The sequence below is a fragment of the Alcaligenes sp. YSL9 genome (assembly GCF_030515105.1).
Classification (GTDB): domain Bacteria; phylum Pseudomonadota; class Gammaproteobacteria; order Burkholderiales; family Burkholderiaceae_B; genus Alcaligenes; species Alcaligenes phenolicus.
In genome coordinates this window covers 1,112,484-1,129,412 of record NZ_JALXJU010000001.1, presented here as the reverse complement: position 1 = coordinate 1,129,412, position 16,929 = coordinate 1,112,484, and the positions used below count along the sequence as shown (strand labels likewise).

Here is a 16,929-nt window from a genome sequence, read left to right as displayed (position 1 = left end):
TTATTTCTGCACCGGACGATGGGCAAAATGCAGGCGCATCTCCAGGCGGCGGCTCCAGGCCGACAAGGGATAGCACAGGGCGAAATACAGGGCTGCAATCAGCACGTAGATCAGGAAGGGCTGGAAGATCGAGTTATTGATCAACTGGCCGGCTCGCACCAGTTCCACAAATCCCACAATGGACGCCAGCGAGGTGTTCTTGATAATTTGCACCATGAACCCCACGGTGGGCGGTGTGGCAATGCGCACAGCCTGGGGCAGAATCACCAGATACAGTCGTTGCCAGCGGGATAGGGCCAGACATTCAGCGGCTTCCCATTGGGTTCGGGCCACGGACTGGATGCTCCCGCGCCAGATTTCACCCAGGTAGGCACTGACGTAAATCGTCATGGACAGCCCAGCTGCTACCAGTGGCGGCAGGGTCAGTCCCATGATGCTGAGTCCGAAATAAGACAGGAACAGAATCACCAGCAAGGGAGTGCCTTGAATGATCTGAATGTAAGCAATGGCCAGATAGCGCAGGGGGCGCCATGTGCTGATACGGGCCAGGGCTACCAGGGCACCGCCTAACCCACCTCCAATAAAGGAAATCAGCGACAGTAAGACCGTCCACAAAGCGCCTTCCAACAGGAAGTTCAGGTGATTGGCATTGAATCCGCTTGTGAACATGGCTTAACTCCGGCCGCGCAGCGCACGCTGACGAGAAAAAACCAGCTGTCCGCTTAGCCACAGGACCAGTCGCATCAGCAAGGACAGGGCCAGGTACAGGACGGCAACCAGAATGTAGGCCTCGAAAGGGCGGAAGGTCTCGGCCTGAATATGGTTGGCCATGGCCGTCAGCTCCTCCACTGAAATCTGCGAGGTCACCGAGGATGCCAGCATCAGCAACACATACTGGCTGCACAAGGACGGGTACACACGCTCCAGCGCAGGCAGCAAAATGACATGCCAATAGGTTTGGGCACGAGTCAGACCCAGGCATTCGGCGGCTTCCAGCTGTCCTTTGTGAATGGAGTCCATGCCGGCGCGCATGATCTCGCAGGTATATGCCGCCACATTGATGACCAAAGCGGCCAGAGCTGCGCCAAAGGCACTGACTTTCCAGCCCAGGGTGGCCAAACCGAAAAAGACCAGGAAGATCTGTACCAGCAGCGGCGTATTGCGAATGATCTCCACGTAGAAACCGCAAAGGCGGGCAATCAGGCGGGATGAACTGCGACGACCAATGGCCAGAAGAGTGCCGGCGATAAAACCGAGCACGGTAGCCGGAACGGACAATTTGATTGTCATCCAGGCCCCTTGCAGCAGTTGCGGCCACTGAAGCAGCACGCTGGAAAAGTCAAAGGTATAAGTCATGGCTGGACGGGTGGAACCTACGTCATCAAACAGAATCAGAGCGTGCTGACTCCCGAATGGTGCAGGCCTTGTCTCCCTATGGTTTACATGTTTTTATGATGTTTTTTGCTGTGCTGTTGCACTAGCCTTTTTGTATGGTATAGAAGCCACTTAAAGCCTGTCCAGCCAATCCAATGATGGTTTTTGATTGACTAATAAAATCCCTAAAATCAGCGATATTGCCCGTTTGGCGGGCGTCTCTACCGCGACGGTGGACCGGGTCTTGAACCGGCGTCCCGGCGTGCGTCCCGGCACGGTCCAGCATGTGCTTAAAGCGGCCCGCAAACTGAACTACATCAGCGATGCCGAGTTCAGCGCAGACCGTTGCCTCAAGCCCATGCGCATCACGTTTTTATTGCCTGCCGGCAGCAATCGCGTGATCCATATGTTTGGGGATGCCATCGACTACTCACAGACGCAGTTGCAGCCTTTCAATGTGGATTGCCATACCGAAGTCTTTAACGGCTTTGATCACGAGTCCCTGGCCCAGGCGCTGCTGGGCTTGCGCGGCCGCACCGATGGCGTGGTATTTATGGCGCTGGAGCATCCGGTGGTGCGCGAAGCGGTCGATACCTTGGTTCACGATGGTATTCCGGTAGTGACTTTGATTTCCGATTTGTCGGCCTCGACGCGCTTTGGCTACGTAGGCTTGGACAATGTGGCAACCGGCCGTCTGGCAGCCTATCTACTTAGCCGTCTTGGGGGCGGGCAGTCGGGCAGCTTCGCCTTGATTGCAGGCAGTCTGTGCTACCGCGCCCACTGTGATCGTGAGTCCGGTTTCTTGCAGCTAATGCAGGAAAAAGGCTGGGCAGATCGGGTGATTGGCTTGCGCGAAGGGCATGACGATGCAGAAAGCAATTACCGGCAGACGCGGCTGTTGCTCGAGCAGCATGCGGATTTGCTGGGTATCTACAATATTGGCGGCGCCCCTGAAGGAGTGGCGCGGGCGTTGAAAGAGGCACGACGAGACAAGAAAATTATCTTTGTCGGCCATGGGCTGACCTCTGATGTGCGTGCCTTGCTGATCGATGGCACCTTGGATGCCATCATCATGCAGGACCCGCAGCAGTCGATCCTGAACTGTGTGCGCATGTTGAGGGCAGCCCGGCACATGGCGGAGGGGGGAGAGTCGGGCTTGAAGCTCAAGCCCATGAACAGCATTGTGGTGTTCAGGGAGAATTTGCCTTGATTTCAAGCGGCCTTCAGATCCTGAATCAAGGCCTTTAAAAAGTCACTGACGCTTTGTGGCAAGACCCGCTTGGCCATGCTTAAAATCTGCAGGTCTCTATCCAGGCGGGAATCGAGTACGGGAACAATTTTCAACCCATGGTCCAGGCTGCTGCGATGGCTGATCGATGCGCCCAAGGCAATGGCATTGGTGCGTCTGACGAACTCGTGTAACACCCCCGAGTAATTGCAGGTAAAGACTTCGTTAAAGACCAGCTTTTCCATCTGGCAAACGTGGTTAAAGAGTTGCTTTTGGGTAAGCTCCTCGCCGGGCATCACGATGGGATAGGGTTGTAGTTCGTTCAAGGACAGCTTGCTTGCCGTGGCTAAAGGGTGTTGTGCTTGCATGACGGCAAAAATGGGTGAGCGGCAGGAGTAGTTCACTTCCACATCGGGTACCGGGGCGGTGCTGAAAATAGCCCCTATATCAACCTCTCCGTTTCGAACCATATCCACACAATCATTGGGCGAGCTCACTTTCAATACAAACCGTGCCAATGGCGTTCGGTTGGAAAACTCTGCCATGACCATGGGTAAAAAGTAGCGGGCTAACCCCTCGGTGGCTGCCACCCGAATTAAATGGGCCTGGGCATAGTCGTTTTGACGCAGACTTTGCACGATGGCTTCTTCTTCCAGCCGCACGCGCAAGGCGTGTTCGGCCAGGGCCTGACCTGCTGCAGTCAGTACCATTCCTCGTCGCCTGCGCTCAAACAACGCCACCCCAATGGATTCCTCCAGCAAGCTGATTTGGCGGCTGATTGCACTAGGGGCAATATGCAGCCTTGCGCTGGCTGCCGCCAGTGAGCCTGTTTTCATCACGGCCAGAAAGTATTTGTAATCCATGGCTTTGCTTGTTTGTCTCGGGTCTGGGCTTTGTGTTTTGAGTTCTAAAAATTAGTTCATTCTATTCTAAAGATAGAAATATACAGAAGGTAAGACGGATTCTATAGTCCTCTTTCCTATCAATAAGACAACGAGACAAAAATGGGAAAAAGTAAAGCCTTGTCCAGGGTGCGCGCCTATTTTGAGGAGGGCGGTTTCGAGCAGGACTTGCGCCGTCGTGTGGCGATTCAAAGTGACAGCCAGACTGCGGAGAAAGCGGATCAATTGCAGCTCTACCTGGATCAGGAGCTGGGCCCTTCCTTGGTGAAACTGGGGTTTGAGGTCCGTATCCTGGCCAATCCCAAAGGGGCAGGCCCCATCCTTCTGGCTCACCGACATGAATCCGATGAACTACCCACGATTCTGACCTATGGGCATGGCGACGTGGTGCCCGGACATGACCATCAATGGCGTGAAGGCCTGGCGCCTTGGGAATTGAAGATCGAAGGGGAACGTTGGTACGGCCGGGGGACGGCGGACAATAAAGGCCAACACAGCATTAATCTGGCCGCGCTGGAACAGGTCATTCAAGCTCGCGATGGGCGTTTGGGTTTCAACCTCAAAGCCATCTTTGAGACGGGTGAAGAGCGAGGCTCGATCGGTTTGCGCGAGTTTTGCGAGCAACATGCACAGAGCTTGTCGGCTGATCTGTTTCTGGCCTCGGACGGCCCGCGCTTGAACGCCAATCAGCCGACCTTGTTCTTGGGCTCGCGTGGCACTGTGCTGTTCTCGCTGGAGGTGATTTCGCGTGAAGGGGGGCTGCACTCGGGCAATTGGGGCGGGGTGATGGAAAACCCCGCGGTGGTGCTGGCCAATGCTCTGGCCTGTCTGGTGGGGCCTCAAGGACAACTGCTGTGTCGCGAACTGACGCCAGGCCCCATACCGGAGGACGTGCTGACTGCCATTGCAGATTTGGAGATTGGTCAGCATACCTTGGGGCTGGCCTTAAATGAGCATTGGGGCGAACCGGGCCTTAGCTACGGCGAACGTCTGTTCGGCTGGAACACTTTGGAAGTGCTGGCACTGGATGCCGGGAATCCGCAAAAACCAATCAATGCTATCCCGCCTCGTGCTCAGGCTTTTTGCAATTTGCGTTTTGTGCTGGGAACGCAGACAGAGGACTTGGAAAGCACCTTGCGCCAGCACCTTGATGCGCATGGCTTCGAGCAGGTGCGTATTCATATGGGCCAGATCATGCCTGCCACCAGGCTGGATCTGGGCAATAAGTGGATCGCCTTGATCAAGGATGCGAGCAGCAAAGTGACGGATCAGAAAATTGCCGTGATCCCGAATTTGGCAGGAACTGTACCCAACGATATTTTTGCCGATGTACTGGGTCTGCCCACGATCTGGGTGCCACACTCCTACCCCGGCTGCTCTCAGCACGCTCCCAATGAGCACATGCTGACTCCCATTATCCAAGAGGGACTGGACATCATGACCAGCGTTTTCTGGGAACTGGGCGAATTGAACAAGAACACTTAAAAAAAACAGACGCCGTTCAGAAGTAACGGCGCATTGCCTTCGGAAACACCGGGGGCAGGAGGAGATAAAAGATGGAGCAGACCAAAAAAGCGGTGGGGCCTTTACCGCGTTCGTTTTGGAAGCCGGTCGCCGCGTCCGTGGTGGGGAATACCTTGGAGTGGTTTGATCTTGCTGTATATGCCTACTTTGCACTGACCATTGGTCGTGTTTTTTTTCCGAGCTCAGACCCTACCGTCTCTTTGGTTCTGGCTTTTGCCACATTCGGGATTTCATTTCTGATTCGGCCCATTGGAGCCGCTGTTATTGGCTCCTATGCGGACAGACACGGACGCAAGAAAGCCTTGTCCCTGTCCATCCTCTTGATGTTATTGGGCACGTTCATGATTGCGGTCATGCCTGGTTATGAAACGCTCGGGCTTATTGCGCCTATCGGTATTTTGATTGCGCGTTTTATTCAGGGCTTTTCGGCGGGGGGCGAATTTGGCAGTTCTACTGCTTTCATGATGGAGCATGCTCCAGAACGCTCTCGCGCATTTGTGGCCAGTCTGCAGTTTGCCAGTCAGGGCTTTGGTGTCGTGCTGGCTTCTTTGTTCGGTTATGTGTTGACTTCTACCTTAAGCGAACAGCAGATGCTGGATTGGGGGTGGCGTGTTCCCTTTTTCTTCGGCTTGTTGCTGGGGCCGGTAGGATACTGGATCCGCAAAACGGTGGATGAGTCTCCGGATTTCAAAGAAAGTGAGCCGGGCGGTCAGCCAGTGCGAGAGGTGCTGAGTTCACAAAAGGCTTTGCTGTTGATTGCTTTGGGCACCTTGATTTTGTCTACCGCCTCCAACTACCTGATTACTTATATGCCATCGTATGCAGCGACGACCCTGCGTGTTCCGCAATCGGCCGGATTTTTGGCAACACTCACCGCAGGCTTGATTCTGACTATTGCTACGCCGTTGGTAGGTTATGTCGCGGGTAAAGTTGGTCGGATCAAGATCATGCTCACCGCTGCCGTGCTGTATGCGATTGCGATCTTCCCGTCCTTCATGTGGTTGAACCGCGAGGCGACCCAAACGGCGCTGATTCTGGTTGTAGGTTTGATGGCTTTGCTCAAAGCCGTGTACTTCGCCCCCTTGGCCGGATTGATGGCTGATGTCTTTCCAGTGCGTACCCGTGTTACAGGCATGTCCTTGAGCTACAACATCGGCGTCACTGTCTTTGGTGGTTTTGCACCTGTGATTGCCACGGGTCTGATTTCACTGACCGGCTCTCCGGTGGCGCCCAGTTACTACCTGATTCTGGCCGCGGCGTTGAGTATCGTGGCCTTGCTGGCAGCCAGTCGCAAGCTGGGTATGAGGTAAGTCAGGGTCGTTCAAGGGAGGGCGGGCACTGCTAACAAGCAAAGGAGCGTGTTCAGAAAACAGTTTTCAGACCGGTTTGCCTGTGGTCAGCGGGCAAGCCGGTTTTTTTGTGTCTGCCTCCAGGCTGGCGCATCGTTCTTGTCCTGGCACCTTGCCGTATCTATAAGATGTATTTAATATATATCTTTATGGGCGGTGGCGATTTCATCAACTGCCTCACCTCATGTTAAAGGGATAAAAAATGCAAGTTGGAATGCTGAAACTGGCGGGTTTGCGACACCCTGAATGCGCCGATAAAGTGGCTATTGCCTTGGCGGCTATTGAAGGCGTACAAGCGGCAGATGCCTCGTTCGAAAACGCAAAGGCGTCGGTTCGTTTTGATGAAAACCAGGTCTCGCTGGAAGATCTGCATGCTGCGGTCGAGCGGGCCGGCTATCAAATCGCCAAACCTGCGCATGGTGAAGATGGTGCATGTTGCGGTGGCTGCGGCGGTTAAACCTACTGCATCCTGAGACTGAAAACCGACTGTAGAAACACAGTCGGTTTTTTTATGGTTGTACAAAGCAGGGCAGGCGGTGTTTTGCTTTGAGTGTGTTGCCTTGGCTCCCCAGGTGCTTGCTTCAAGGGGTATTCACAGGCCTGTAAAGAAAGCAGCCGATCATGCGGTAGTGATTCTTTATGTGGAAATGGCTGTGTTTAAAAAAGAAGGGGGTCGTATTGCTGCTCGTTTTCTGCCACAGTCAGACGTTATCGGATTGATGCTGAAGGATAATAAATTTATGGAGCAACAAAATAAAAAAGGCCGACCATTGAGAAATGATCGGCCTTTCGGAATTTTGGTGCCCAGAAGAGGACTCGAACCTCCACACCCGAAGGCACATGGACCTGAACCATGCGCGTCTACCAATTCCGCCACCTGGGCATATCGTTGTATGCTTATGGCTGTGCCAAAAGCCTTTAACGACTTTACTGCGTGAGCAGCAAAGAAAAAGGATTATAGGCATACTTTATTAATAATGGAAGTGTCCTTTTGAATAAAAAACATCAAGACAGTACTGAGGACCGTATTCAATCAACGGGCCGTTATGAGTTGCCGCCTGACTTCGACCCGGATACCCCGACGCGGGAAGTGATCCTGGCGGGGCTGCGCGAAGATGCAGACGGCCTGACCATGCAGGCTCTGGCGAAAAAGCTGGGCCTGGGCAAAGAAATTACGGTGGGTTTCGAGCGGCGTGTGCGCGCAATGGAGCGCGATGGTCAGCTGCTGATCTCCCCCGAAGGCAAAATTCGCAAAAATAACCAAACTGGTTTTATCGCCGGCAAAGTGTTGGGCCATCGCGACGGCTTTGGTTTCTTGCAGCGCGACGATGGGCAGCCCGATCTGTTCTTGTCGCCTCGAGAAATGGCCAAAGTGTTGCACGGCGACCACGTTATGGTGCGTATCGTCGGTGAATACCGCGGCAAGCCAGATGCCTCGATCGTCGAAGTTACTGCGCGCCACACCAGCAAGCTGGTGGGCCGTTTCCTGCGGGAACGTGGCACGTTCATCGTGGTGCCCGAAGATCAACGTATCAAGCACGACATCCTGATTCCCAACGGAGACCAGGGCGAGGCCGAGCCCGGTCAGGTTGTGACGGTAGAGATTACTCAGCAGCCCGAGCGCCATCGTCAGCCTTTGGGGCGTGTGATTGAAGTGCTGGGGGAAATTGACGATCCCGGCATGGAAATCGAGATTGCCGTGCGCAAGTTTGAAGTGCCGGTCGATTTTTCCGAGAAGGCGCTCAAGCAGGCTGCGCGCATTCCCGCCAAGGTCAAACCATCGGAATACAAAGGCCGCGTAGATTTGCGCGATGTGCCTTTCATCACGATTGACGGTGAAGACGCACGAGACTTTGATGACGCGGTGTACTGCGAACGCGTTGATATTGGCACGGGCAAGCGCTCGCGCTGGGCATGGCGTTTGCTGGTTGCGATTGCCGACGTCAGCCATTACGTGCGCTCTGGCGATGCCCTGGATGAAGACGCTCTGGAGCGTGGCACCAGTGTGTATTTCCCGCGCCGCGTGATCCCCATGCTGCCAGAAAGCCTGTCCAACGGGATTTGTTCTCTGAACCCGTCGGTAGACCGTCTGGTCATGGTGTGCGATATGGTCGTGTTGGCCGATGGTGCCAAATCCGGCACTGTGTCGGCCTACCAGTTTTATGAAGCGGTCATTCATTCACATGCGCGCACGACGTATTCCGATATCTGGAGCGCCTTGCAGCAGCCCACTGGCCCGGCGGCCACCCAGATTCAGCATGTGCTGGAGCCTGTGCAGAACCTGTACTCTCTGTACCGCCTGCTGGCCGAGCGCCGTACCGCCCGTGGTGCGATTGATTTCGATACGGTTGAAACCAAGATTGTCTGCAACCCCTTGGGTCGTATCGAACGTATTGAGCCCTTGGTCCGTAACGACGCGCACAAGCTGATTGAAGAGTGCATGTTGGCAGCCAATACCTGTGCTGCCGACTTTATTGCCCGCAGCCGTCGCAACGGTTTGTACCGTGTACACGAAGGCCCAACGCCGCCCAAGCTGGAAGCCTTGCGTGAGTATTTGCGCAGTTTAGGTTTGACGCTGGAAGGAGGCGACGAGCCTACTTCTGCGGATTACGCCAAAGTCGTGGCTGCGGCTCGTGGCCGTTCTGACTTTGCCGTCATTCAGACCATGTGTTTGCGGTCCATGCAGCAGGCTATTTATAGCCCGGAAAAAACGGGGCACTTCGGTCTGGCCTATTCGCAATACGCGCACTTCACCTCGCCGATTAGACGTTACCCGGATTTGCTGGTGCACCGTGTCATCAAGGGTATTTTGAAGGGCGAGCGCTACATTCCGGCTATCGACGAGGATCCGGGCGATGCCGCCTTGCCAGCCAGCAAGCGTGACTTTGCACGTTGGGAAAAATTGGGTGCCTTGTTGTCAGCGCGCGAGCGTCGTGCTGATGAGGCTTCCAAAGATGTGGAAGCCTGGCTCAAGTGCTGGTTTGTTAAAGAGCACGTGGGCGAGGAGTACTCCGGCAAGATCAGCGGCGTGACCAGCTTCGGTCTGTTTGTGACGCTGGATACCTTGTATGTGGAAGGTCTGGTCCATGTCTCCGAGCTGGGTGCGGATTACTTCCAGTACAACGAAACTTCGAACGAGCTGCGTGGTGAGCGCACCGGTCTGCGTTATCGCCTGACCGACGCGGTGCAAGTCCAGGTTGCTCGTGTTGATCTGGAAGCGCGCCGTATTGAGTTCCGTCTGGTTAAAGGCGTGGGCTACAAGGCGGTGAAGGCGGCGGCTGAAGGGGTTGATCCATCCGAGCGTCCCATCAAGAAAGCGGCTCCAACCAAACCGCTGGCCTTGAAGGGCACCACGGCATCCCAACGACGTGCTTCGCAAAAACAGGCTGAGCGGGATGAAAAGCGCAGTGCGGAGAAGGCAGCCAAGTCTGCGAAATCCACGCGTAGCCCTAGAGGACGCCGTCGATAGGCGTACAATGCCAAGCCGGGCTTTTTGCCCGGCTTTCTTTATTTGCTCTTATTTCCCCCAAGGATTGTTATGCCTCAGCAGGTTTTGGCCGGTTTCCATGCCGTTATTGCCCGAGTTCGTTTTAGCGCCGCTTCGGTGCGCGAGGTCTATGTGGATCAGACCCGGCGCGATAAACGGATGCTGGCTTTTATCGAACAGGTAGAACAGGCTGGCTTGAAAGTCATGGCTGTGCCGGTCGAACGTCTGGATGGTCTGGCCAAAGGCACGCGCCATCAGGGCGTGGTGGCATTGGCTCTGGAGCAAGAACTGGCTGTCGATGTCAATGAATTGCTGGACGATCTGGAAGAGGCCGGTCAGGTTCCTTTTCTGTTGATTCTGGATGGAGTGACAGACCCCCACAATCTGGGGGCCTGCTTGCGTAGCGCCAATGCGGCAGGTGCCCACGCCGTAATTGCGCCTCGTGACCGCGCTGTGGGTCTGAATGCCACCGTATCACGCGTGGCTTGCGGCGGTGCAGAGTCTACGCCTTACATTACGGTAACGAACCTGGCCCGTACCATGCGTATGCTGCGCGAGCGTGATGTCTGGTTGGTTGGCACCAGCGACCAGGCCACGCATACCTTCCACCAGGTCGATGCCCGCCGCCCCATGGCCTGGGTAATGGGTGCCGAGGGCGAGGGCATGCGCCGTCTGACTCGTGAAACCTGCGACGAGCTGGTTTCCATCCCCATGATGGGCGCAGTAGAAAGCCTGAATGTTAGCGTCGCCAGTGCGGTTTGCTTGTACGAAACCTTGCGCCAACGTAGCCAGTCTTAATTTCTTTTAAGTCTTGTTACTTGCTTAATTACTTATTTGTATAAAAAACGGCGGGTTTCATCCGCCGCTTCACCAGATAATAGGTAATTGGCCGTCAGCCGGGCAAAACCCAATCGGCGCTGACGGTGTGTACACGCATTATGGGCTTGGAAACGATCATGGAAGAAAACGGCTTTATTACCTCTACCTTGCACTCTGACCGTCGCTTGGGCACGCAACATGGCGCTATCCATCAGCCATTGCACCCATCGACCGAGTTCGGTTTTCAGGATGCGCGTGAGCTGGCTGCGGTCTTTCAGGGCAAGTCCGGCTTTACCTATTCCCGTCAAGGCACGCCCACCACGGCGGCGTTGGAAGCCAAGATTACACGCATGGAAAAAGGCATAGGCAGCGTCAGTTTTGCCACAGGTATGGCGGCGCTGACAGCAACCTTGTTTACCTTGCTGCGCCAGGGCGATCATCTGATTGCCAGCAAATTCCTGTTCGGTAATACCAATAGCTTGCTGGGGACTTTGCGCGACCTGGGTGTACAAACCACGCTGGTGGATGCAACCGATCTGGCCCAAGTGCAAGCCGCACGGCAGCCCAATACCCGCATGGTCTTTGTTGAGACCATTGCCAATCCCGGTACACAGGTAGCTGATCTGCAAGGGGTGGGGCAATGGTGTCAGGACGAGGGGCTGTTGTATGTGGTCGATGCCACCTTGTCCTCGCCTTACCTGTCGCCCGGCCGTGAGTTCAAGGCCTCTCTGGTGGTCAATTCCCTGTCCAAACACATTGGTGGTCACGGTAATGCCTTGGGTGGCATGGTGACGGATACCGGCCTGTTTGACTGGACGACCTACCCCAATATTGCCGAGGTCTACCGCACGGGCAATACGCAGAATTGGGGTTTGGTACAGATTCGGAAAAAGGGCTTGCGCGATATGGGCGGCACCTTGTCGTCTGACGTGGCTCACCGCCTGGCTGTCGGTTCGGAAACCTTGCCTTTGCGTATGGAGCGTATCTGTTCCAACGCCCTGGCCTTGGCGCGCCATTTGAAGGCGCATCCCAAGGTCAAGCACGTGCAGTATCCCGGCCTGGAAGATCACCCGCAGCACGAGCGTACGGCTCAATTGTTCGGCAATCGCTTCGGTGGCCTGATGAGCGTAGTGCTGGAAGAGGGCATTGAAATCTTCGACTTCCTGAATCGCCTGAAAGTCTTTGTACTGGCTACGCACTTGGGTGACAACCGCAGTCTGGTGCTGCCCGTGGCCCACACCATCTACTACGAGATGGGCGCTGAGCAGCGCGCTCTGATGGGCATTGCCGACAATCAGTTGCGTATCTCCGTAGGTATTGAAGAGATTATCGATCTGACCTCGGACTTTGATCAGGCGCTGGCCCAGTCCTAAGCTCTTCGCACATCTAGCCATGGTTCAGCCTGGGCTGTATCAGGGCTAGATGCTGCATTGCTTGCTGCAATTCCCTGCATTCCAGATTCGCATAGCCAAACAGCAGATGGCGTGGATTCGTGCTGTCTGTTTCCTGGCTGGCGGCCTGTGCCAAAGGGTAGAGCCGTATGCCATGGCGCAGTGCCGCAGCGGCAACGTGGTGGGCATTTGGGCTTTGTTGTGGCAGGCGAAAAGCCAGATGCATGCCAGCATTGTGTCCGCTGACCACGCCCGTATTTCCCCACACTTTTTTCAGTCCCTGCAGCAGCGTATTGCGTTGCTCCAGATAACGGCGGCGCAAGTATTGCAGGTGCCGTGGATAGTCATACTCATCAAAAAAACGTGCCAACACGGCTTGTGTTAGCCAGGGTGACCCGTTGTTGAGCAAGGCCTTGCGAGCAATAAAATCCTGGCTCAGGTGGGGAGGACAGACCATATAGCCCAAGCGCAAACCAGGGCCCAAGGTTTTGGAAAACGAACCAAGGTAAATCACCTGTCCGGGGCTCATGGCCTTGAGTGGCGCGGGCAAGGCCGGGCCATAACAGAAGTCCCCGTCGTAATCGTCCTCAATAATCAAAGCGCCACTGGTACTGGCCCAAGCCAGTAGCTCCTGTCTGCGACTTACCGTCAAGGTGTGCCCCAAAGGGTACTGATGGGAGGGCGTGACGAAAGCCAACTGAACAGCCTTGTCGGGCAGTTTGTCTGTGCGCAAGCCGTGCTGGTCCACAGGCACGGGAATACTTTGTGCACGGTGTCGCGCCAGCAAATGTCTGAAGCCGTTGTAGCCGGGCGACTCATGCACCGCACAGCTTTTTTCGTCCAGGAAATGAGCTGCGATCAGACTCAAGGACTCCTGTGTTCCTGCAGTGATGATGATGTGCTCCGGGTCAGCCAATATGCCCTTGCTGGCCGCCAGATAATCCGCAATTTGCAGCCGCAAGCCCCATAGACCTTCAGGCGGTGGATAGTCTGCCATGGCAGAGCCTGCGTAACGCAGCAACTGGTTGGACAAATAAATGAACTGTCGCAGCGGAAAAGCATGGACCGAGGGGCGTCCAATCTTGAAATCAAAACGAACGGGCACGCTGGCAGCAGGCACATGCACACCGCTGGCCTGTGCCGTGCTGGTACGTGGGCTGCGTGAACAGTGGGCCGTCTCCAGCACAAAATCCGGTGCCAGGCGACTGCGACCATTGCGGGTAGGTGTAGCCACAAAGAATCCCCGGCTAGGTTCGCTATGAATCAGATTGGAGTCGATCAGCAAATCATAGGCACCCATGATCGTATTTTTGGAAACCTGCAGCAGAGACGCCATTCGGTTGATTGAAGGCAGGCGATTGCCTTCTTGCAAACGTCCCGAACAGATCAGGGTTTCGATTTGACGTGCAATCTGTCGTTTATACGGTGGGCTATGAGTATGGGAAAGCGTAATCGGTAAAGAAAACATGGCGGGACCGGAAAAATAATCAAAACCATCAAGGGCGAGCCAGGCCGGGCCACTATAGGCAGCAGCCTCTAGTTTTAACTTGAGTTAGGTCAAAATGAATATTCGTTCGTGATAAATTTATCCGGCTTCTTGATCTGCCAACTGGCTCCTTGTCATGGATGTTTTTATCTAGGTAAGAGTATTTAATATCTCGTAATTACGATATAAAAAAACCATCCCCATTATTTAATCCGTATCCATACCTTCTCAGTAAAAAATAACAATCGTTATAGTTTGTTTGGTCTTGCCCTTTAGCAAGGCAATTGTTGGAGGTAATGGAATGTATAGAAAAATGATGACCCTGGCCTTCCTGTCTACCACCGTCAGCGCGGCTTTGGCGGCCCCGACGGAAGAGCAAGTTCGGGTAGACAACTTGTTTCAGCAAAACTGTGCGGTGTGTCACGCAGCCGACCGGGGAGGGTATATCGCTCCGGGCCTGCACAGTGATCGCCTGGTTCAAAGTGAGATTGCCTTGCGCGGCACCATCATGACCGGGATTCCGGATACCTTGATGCCACCTTTTGTCGGACGCTTGCCCGACGAGGACATTCGCGCGTTGGCCAAGATGATCAAGAACGAGCCCGTGGTGGAACGCACTTGGGATATGGATCAGATACGTGCCAGCGTGAAAGTGCTGGTAGACGAATCCACCTTGCCCGGCAAACCCAATTACGAGATCGATTCCGTCTACGACTTGATGGTCATCATGGCCCGCGGGCGTTATGGGCGGGGCGATGGTTCCAATCAGGCTCGTGCTGTTTTCATCAATGGCAAGAACAACCAGAAGGTGGGTGAAATTGCCACGGTTGGCGCGCCACACATCATGGAATTCAGCCCCAGCCACGAGCGCTGGGGATACCTGAAAAGTGATGATGGCCACGTCTACAAAATCGACTTGTACACCTTGCAGATTGTTCGTCAGGCCAAGGTGGGGCTGACTGGTACGGGTATTGCCTTATCCAAAGATGGCAAGTGGCTGGCACTGAGTTCCTTCGTACCCAACAGCATGGTTATCCTGAAGGCCGACACCCTGGAACCAGTGAAATATATCGCTCTGGAGGGCGAGGACCCGGACGGCAATTTCATCAAATCCGCCGGTGGGCCGATTATTGGTAGTCGTATCAATAACAAGTTTGCATTGACACTGCGCCAAGCCGGGCAGATCTGGATTATTGATCCAGACAAGCCGGATATGCCGGTCACCAAACTGGCCAAGGTCGGCCGCATGTTGCACGACACCTTCCTGACGCCGGATGGTCGCTATTCCATGGTGGCTTCTTACGACGACAACAAGTACGTGGCCATCGACCTGAAGGACGACAAGGTGGTACGTGACATTCCGGCTGGCTGTCAGCCCCACGCAGGCTCGGGTGCTGTCACGGAAGTGAACGGCCGCATGCTGGCCTTCGGCACCAATATGGGCACCTGCAAGTTAGGCTCCGTGGTTACTGCCTGGGATGTCAAAGATTTCTCTGTGGTGAAGCAGATTCCCGTTGCCGGAGCCACTGAATCCCCCGCCGCCCATCCTAATGCCCCGTATGTGGCGGTGGACATTATCGACAAGGACAAGCGCGCTTCCTGGATTCAGCTGATCGATAAAAACACCTTGTCCGTGGTGAAGACTTTGGACGTGGGTGGTCATGCCTTCTTCCCTAACTACAACCGCACGGGCGATTACCTCTACGTCAGTTCGGGTTACTGGGGGGATCGCTTGAAGATTTACGACAGCCGCAGTCTGGAGCTGGTAGCTGAACACAAGATGGAAAGCCCATCGGGCATTTTCTCGCGTGCCCGTACTCGTTGGCTCACCATTGGTCAGCCTGAAACCCAAAAATTCTAAGCAAAGGAACGTCATGAAAAAGCTTTTTATGGGTATGGCTCTTGTGGGCCTCTTGGGTTCCAGTGTCGCTTTGGCAGCGGACAAACCAGTGGGTTTACAAGGCTCGCATGGGCAGTCGCAACTATCGGCCCAGGCATCGTCCATGCTGCCTTTGTGCGCGTCCTGCCATGGGCTGGAAGGTGTCAGCACGGAAGGTATGTATCCCAACCTGGCAGGGCAGAAGGTGGAGTATCTGGTCAAGCAGCTACAGCAGTTCAAATCGCGAGAGCGCAACGATCCCATCATGAGCCCCATGGCCGAGCCTCTCAGCCCGGAAATGGTGAATGAACTGGCTGCCTACTTTTCCAGCCTGAAGTAAGTGTGAACCGGGCGCCAGTGTCTGCTGGCGCCTTAAGGATGTCGTGCAATGAATGTGTTTCCCTTGTTCTTCAATCTGACCGGTAAGGCGGTTGTCGTCGTAGGTGGCGGGACGGTTGCGGAGCGTAAAGTTCGGCTCTTGCTGCGTGCTGGCGCGCGAGTCACCGTCGTCGCACCGGAGCAAACCTCCTGGTTGAGGGCCAGTGCTCAGGCGGGTGCTTTAAGCAGCTTGTTTACCTCCTTTGTTGCCGAGCATATCCACGAGGCCTGGCTGGTTGTTGCAGCAACTGGACGGCGCGAGATAAATCGCATCGTGGCTCAGGCAGCCGACGCCTTGCGTCTGCCCTGTAATGTGGTCGACGATGGGCATTTGTCTACCGTACAAGTCCCTGCCATGGTCGACCGTTCGCCCTTGATGATTGCGGTCTCCTCTGCAGGTTCAGCTCCTGTACTGGCGCGGCGTGTTCGGGAGTGGATAGAAAGCGAGCTGCCTGAGTCAGTAGGGGACTTGGCCGGTTTGCTGGCTCGCCGCCGAGCCGATATCAAACAGGCTTTCCCAGAGGTACATACCCGTCGTCATTTCTTTGATTACGTACTAGATAGTCCTATCCCCGACCTCCTGGCGCAAGGCAAGGCTACGGAAGCGCTGGCAGCCTTTGATGCTGCCTTGAGGACAGAAACCCCTCAGCAGCATATTCAGGTCACCATTTTGCCTATCGCCGACTTGGAGGCAGTGGACTTGCTGACGCTGCGCGCCTTGCGCAAATTGAACCAGGCAGATTGGGTCTTGTACCTGCCACTGATTTTGCCTGCGATTTTGGATAAGGCACGTCGTGATACCCGTTTGATGGCCTTGGATCAGGCGGGGGTGGTCTTGCAAGACACCTTGTTGAATCGTGATTTCTGGGCACCCCTGTGCCAGTCCTGGGTGCCAGGCGAGCGCATCGTGATTGCCTGGAAGTCATCGTGGGATGTACAGCCTTTGGTTGAGCTGTTGCAGCAGCAAGGCTTGATCTGTGAGCTGGCCTAGGTGCGCTATCAGCTTGCTTAGGTGAACTGTGTGATGAAGAACTAAGTGAAGTGTTGTTGTTGTTGTTGTTGTTGTTGTTGTTGTTGTTGTTGTTGTTGTTGTTGTTGTTGTTGTTGTTGAG

Annotated in this window: 14 protein-coding genes and 1 tRNA gene; 10 read left to right on the top strand and 5 right to left on the bottom strand. The window is 54.9% G+C overall.

The features are described from left to right. Both M2Q46_RS05265 and M2Q46_RS05260 read right to left on the bottom strand, forming a co-directional pair. Nucleotides 1-669 carry an amino acid ABC transporter permease gene (locus M2Q46_RS05265; protein WP_251196161.1) on the bottom strand — a complete coding sequence of 223 codons (669 nt, stop codon included), beginning with the start codon at nucleotides 667-669 and terminating at the stop codon, nucleotides 1-3. Nucleotides 670-672: 3 nt separating this feature from the next. After that, on the bottom strand, nucleotides 673-1,356 hold the full coding sequence (locus M2Q46_RS05260) for an amino acid ABC transporter permease (RefSeq protein ID WP_302356871.1): 684 nt from the start codon (nucleotides 1,354-1,356) through the stop codon (nucleotides 673-675). A gap of 187 nt (nucleotides 1,357-1,543) precedes the next feature. On the opposite strand from M2Q46_RS05260, the gene M2Q46_RS05255 reads away from it, so the two are divergent. Then, a complete protein-coding gene (locus tag M2Q46_RS05255) occupies nucleotides 1,544-2,584 on the top strand; it encodes a LacI family DNA-binding transcriptional regulator (protein ID WP_302356870.1) in 1,041 nt (346 codons plus the stop codon). 2 nt (nucleotides 2,585-2,586) lie between these two features. Here the strand turns inward: M2Q46_RS05255 and M2Q46_RS05250 are convergent, their stop codons facing one another. Continuing rightward, complete coding sequence (locus tag M2Q46_RS05250) at nucleotides 2,587-3,465, bottom strand: LysR family transcriptional regulator (protein ID WP_035272370.1); 879 nt, start codon at nucleotides 3,463-3,465, stop codon at nucleotides 2,587-2,589. A gap of 141 nt (nucleotides 3,466-3,606) precedes the next feature. Here M2Q46_RS05250 and M2Q46_RS05245 point away from each other — a divergent pair, with 141 nt between their 5' ends. The 3 genes from M2Q46_RS05245 to M2Q46_RS05235 all read left to right on the top strand — a co-directional run bounded on the left by M2Q46_RS05245 (nucleotide 3,607) and on the right by M2Q46_RS05235 (nucleotide 6,834). Further along, on the top strand, nucleotides 3,607-4,989 hold the full coding sequence (locus M2Q46_RS05245) for a M20 family metallopeptidase (RefSeq protein ID WP_302356869.1): 1,383 nt from the start codon (nucleotides 3,607-3,609) through the stop codon (nucleotides 4,987-4,989). A gap of 71 nt (nucleotides 4,990-5,060) precedes the next feature. Next, nucleotides 5,061-6,338, top strand: coding sequence for an MFS transporter (locus M2Q46_RS05240; protein ID WP_268380014.1), 1,278 nt, complete (start codon nucleotides 5,061-5,063; stop codon nucleotides 6,336-6,338). Between the two features lie 241 nt (nucleotides 6,339-6,579). After that, entirely contained in the window at nucleotides 6,580-6,834 is a 255-nt protein-coding gene (locus M2Q46_RS05235) for a heavy-metal-associated domain-containing protein (protein ID WP_226348354.1), read from the top strand. Nucleotides 6,835-7,175: 341 nt separating this feature from the next. On the opposite strand, the gene M2Q46_RS05230 is transcribed toward M2Q46_RS05235, so the two are convergent. Beyond that, nucleotides 7,176-7,260, bottom strand: a tRNA-Leu gene (locus M2Q46_RS05230). Between the two features lie 108 nt (nucleotides 7,261-7,368). On the opposite strand from M2Q46_RS05230, the gene rnr reads away from it, so the two are divergent. From rnr to M2Q46_RS05215, 3 genes are all read left to right on the top strand, one after another. Continuing rightward, nucleotides 7,369-9,846 (top strand): ribonuclease R, encoded by a 2,478-nt coding sequence (gene rnr, locus M2Q46_RS05225; RefSeq protein WP_009458934.1) that lies wholly within the window; start codon nucleotides 7,369-7,371, stop codon nucleotides 9,844-9,846. A gap of 69 nt (nucleotides 9,847-9,915) precedes the next feature. Then, nucleotides 9,916-10,662 (top strand): 23S rRNA (guanosine(2251)-2'-O)-methyltransferase RlmB, encoded by a 747-nt coding sequence (gene rlmB, locus M2Q46_RS05220; RefSeq protein WP_035272375.1) that lies wholly within the window; start codon nucleotides 9,916-9,918, stop codon nucleotides 10,660-10,662. Nucleotides 10,663-10,820: 158 nt separating this feature from the next. Beyond that, nucleotides 10,821-12,056: a cystathionine gamma-synthase family protein gene (locus M2Q46_RS05215; protein WP_115633817.1), complete on the top strand. Its 1,236-nt coding sequence runs from the start codon at nucleotides 10,821-10,823 to the stop codon at nucleotides 12,054-12,056. A gap of 13 nt (nucleotides 12,057-12,069) precedes the next feature. Here M2Q46_RS05215 and M2Q46_RS05210 read toward each other — a convergent pair whose 3' ends face one another. Continuing rightward, nucleotides 12,070-13,542, bottom strand: a complete 1,473-nt coding sequence (locus M2Q46_RS05210) for a PLP-dependent aminotransferase family protein (RefSeq protein WP_250755832.1) — start codon at nucleotides 13,540-13,542, stop codon at nucleotides 12,070-12,072. 319 nt (nucleotides 13,543-13,861) lie between these two features. Here M2Q46_RS05210 and M2Q46_RS05205 point away from each other — a divergent pair, with 319 nt between their 5' ends. From M2Q46_RS05205 to M2Q46_RS05195, 3 genes are read left to right on the top strand one after another with little or no spacing between them, the layout of a single operon-like run. Further along, entirely contained in the window at nucleotides 13,862-15,421 is a 1,560-nt protein-coding gene (locus tag M2Q46_RS05205) for a nitrite reductase (protein WP_235332508.1), read from the top strand. A 13-nt stretch (nucleotides 15,422-15,434) separates the two neighbouring features. After that, nucleotides 15,435-15,779 carry a cytochrome c gene (locus M2Q46_RS05200; RefSeq protein ID WP_026483439.1) on the top strand — a complete coding sequence of 115 codons (345 nt, stop codon included), beginning with the start codon at nucleotides 15,435-15,437 and terminating at the stop codon, nucleotides 15,777-15,779. A 48-nt stretch (nucleotides 15,780-15,827) separates the two neighbouring features. Next, the gene (locus M2Q46_RS05195) at nucleotides 15,828-16,808 is read left to right on the top strand and encodes a bifunctional precorrin-2 dehydrogenase/sirohydrochlorin ferrochelatase (RefSeq protein WP_060185209.1); all 981 of its coding nucleotides are present in this window, start codon (nucleotides 15,828-15,830) and stop codon (nucleotides 16,806-16,808) included. The last annotated feature ends 121 nt before the right edge of the window (nucleotides 16,809-16,929 follow it).

Bases quoted from the DNA above. Each gene is read 5' to 3' on its own strand.
- M2Q46_RS05265 (WP_251196161.1), bottom strand. From the start codon at position 669: ATGTTCACAAGCGGATTCAATGCCAATCACCTGAACTTCCTGTTGGAA.
- M2Q46_RS05260 (WP_302356871.1), bottom strand. From the start codon at position 1,356: ATGACTTATACCTTTGACTTTTCCAGCGTGCTGCTTCAGTGGCCGCAA.
- M2Q46_RS05250 (WP_035272370.1), bottom strand. From the start codon at position 3,465: ATGGATTACAAATACTTTCTGGCCGTGATGAAAACAGGCTCACTGGCG.
- M2Q46_RS05245 (WP_302356869.1), top strand. From the start codon at position 3,607: ATGGGAAAAAGTAAAGCCTTGTCCAGGGTGCGCGCCTATTTTGAGGAG.
- M2Q46_RS05240 (WP_268380014.1), top strand. From the start codon at position 5,061: ATGGAGCAGACCAAAAAAGCGGTGGGGCCTTTACCGCGTTCGTTTTGG.
- M2Q46_RS05235 (WP_226348354.1), top strand. From the start codon at position 6,580: ATGCAAGTTGGAATGCTGAAACTGGCGGGTTTGCGACACCCTGAATGC.
- rlmB (WP_035272375.1), top strand. From the start codon at position 9,916: ATGCCTCAGCAGGTTTTGGCCGGTTTCCATGCCGTTATTGCCCGAGTT.
- M2Q46_RS05215 (WP_115633817.1), top strand. From the start codon at position 10,821: ATGGAAGAAAACGGCTTTATTACCTCTACCTTGCACTCTGACCGTCGC.
- M2Q46_RS05210 (WP_250755832.1), bottom strand. From the start codon at position 13,542: ATGTTTTCTTTACCGATTACGCTTTCCCATACTCATAGCCCACCGTAT.
- M2Q46_RS05205 (WP_235332508.1), top strand. From the start codon at position 13,862: ATGTATAGAAAAATGATGACCCTGGCCTTCCTGTCTACCACCGTCAGC.
- M2Q46_RS05200 (WP_026483439.1), top strand. From the start codon at position 15,435: ATGAAAAAGCTTTTTATGGGTATGGCTCTTGTGGGCCTCTTGGGTTCC.
- M2Q46_RS05195 (WP_060185209.1), top strand. From the start codon at position 15,828: ATGAATGTGTTTCCCTTGTTCTTCAATCTGACCGGTAAGGCGGTTGTC.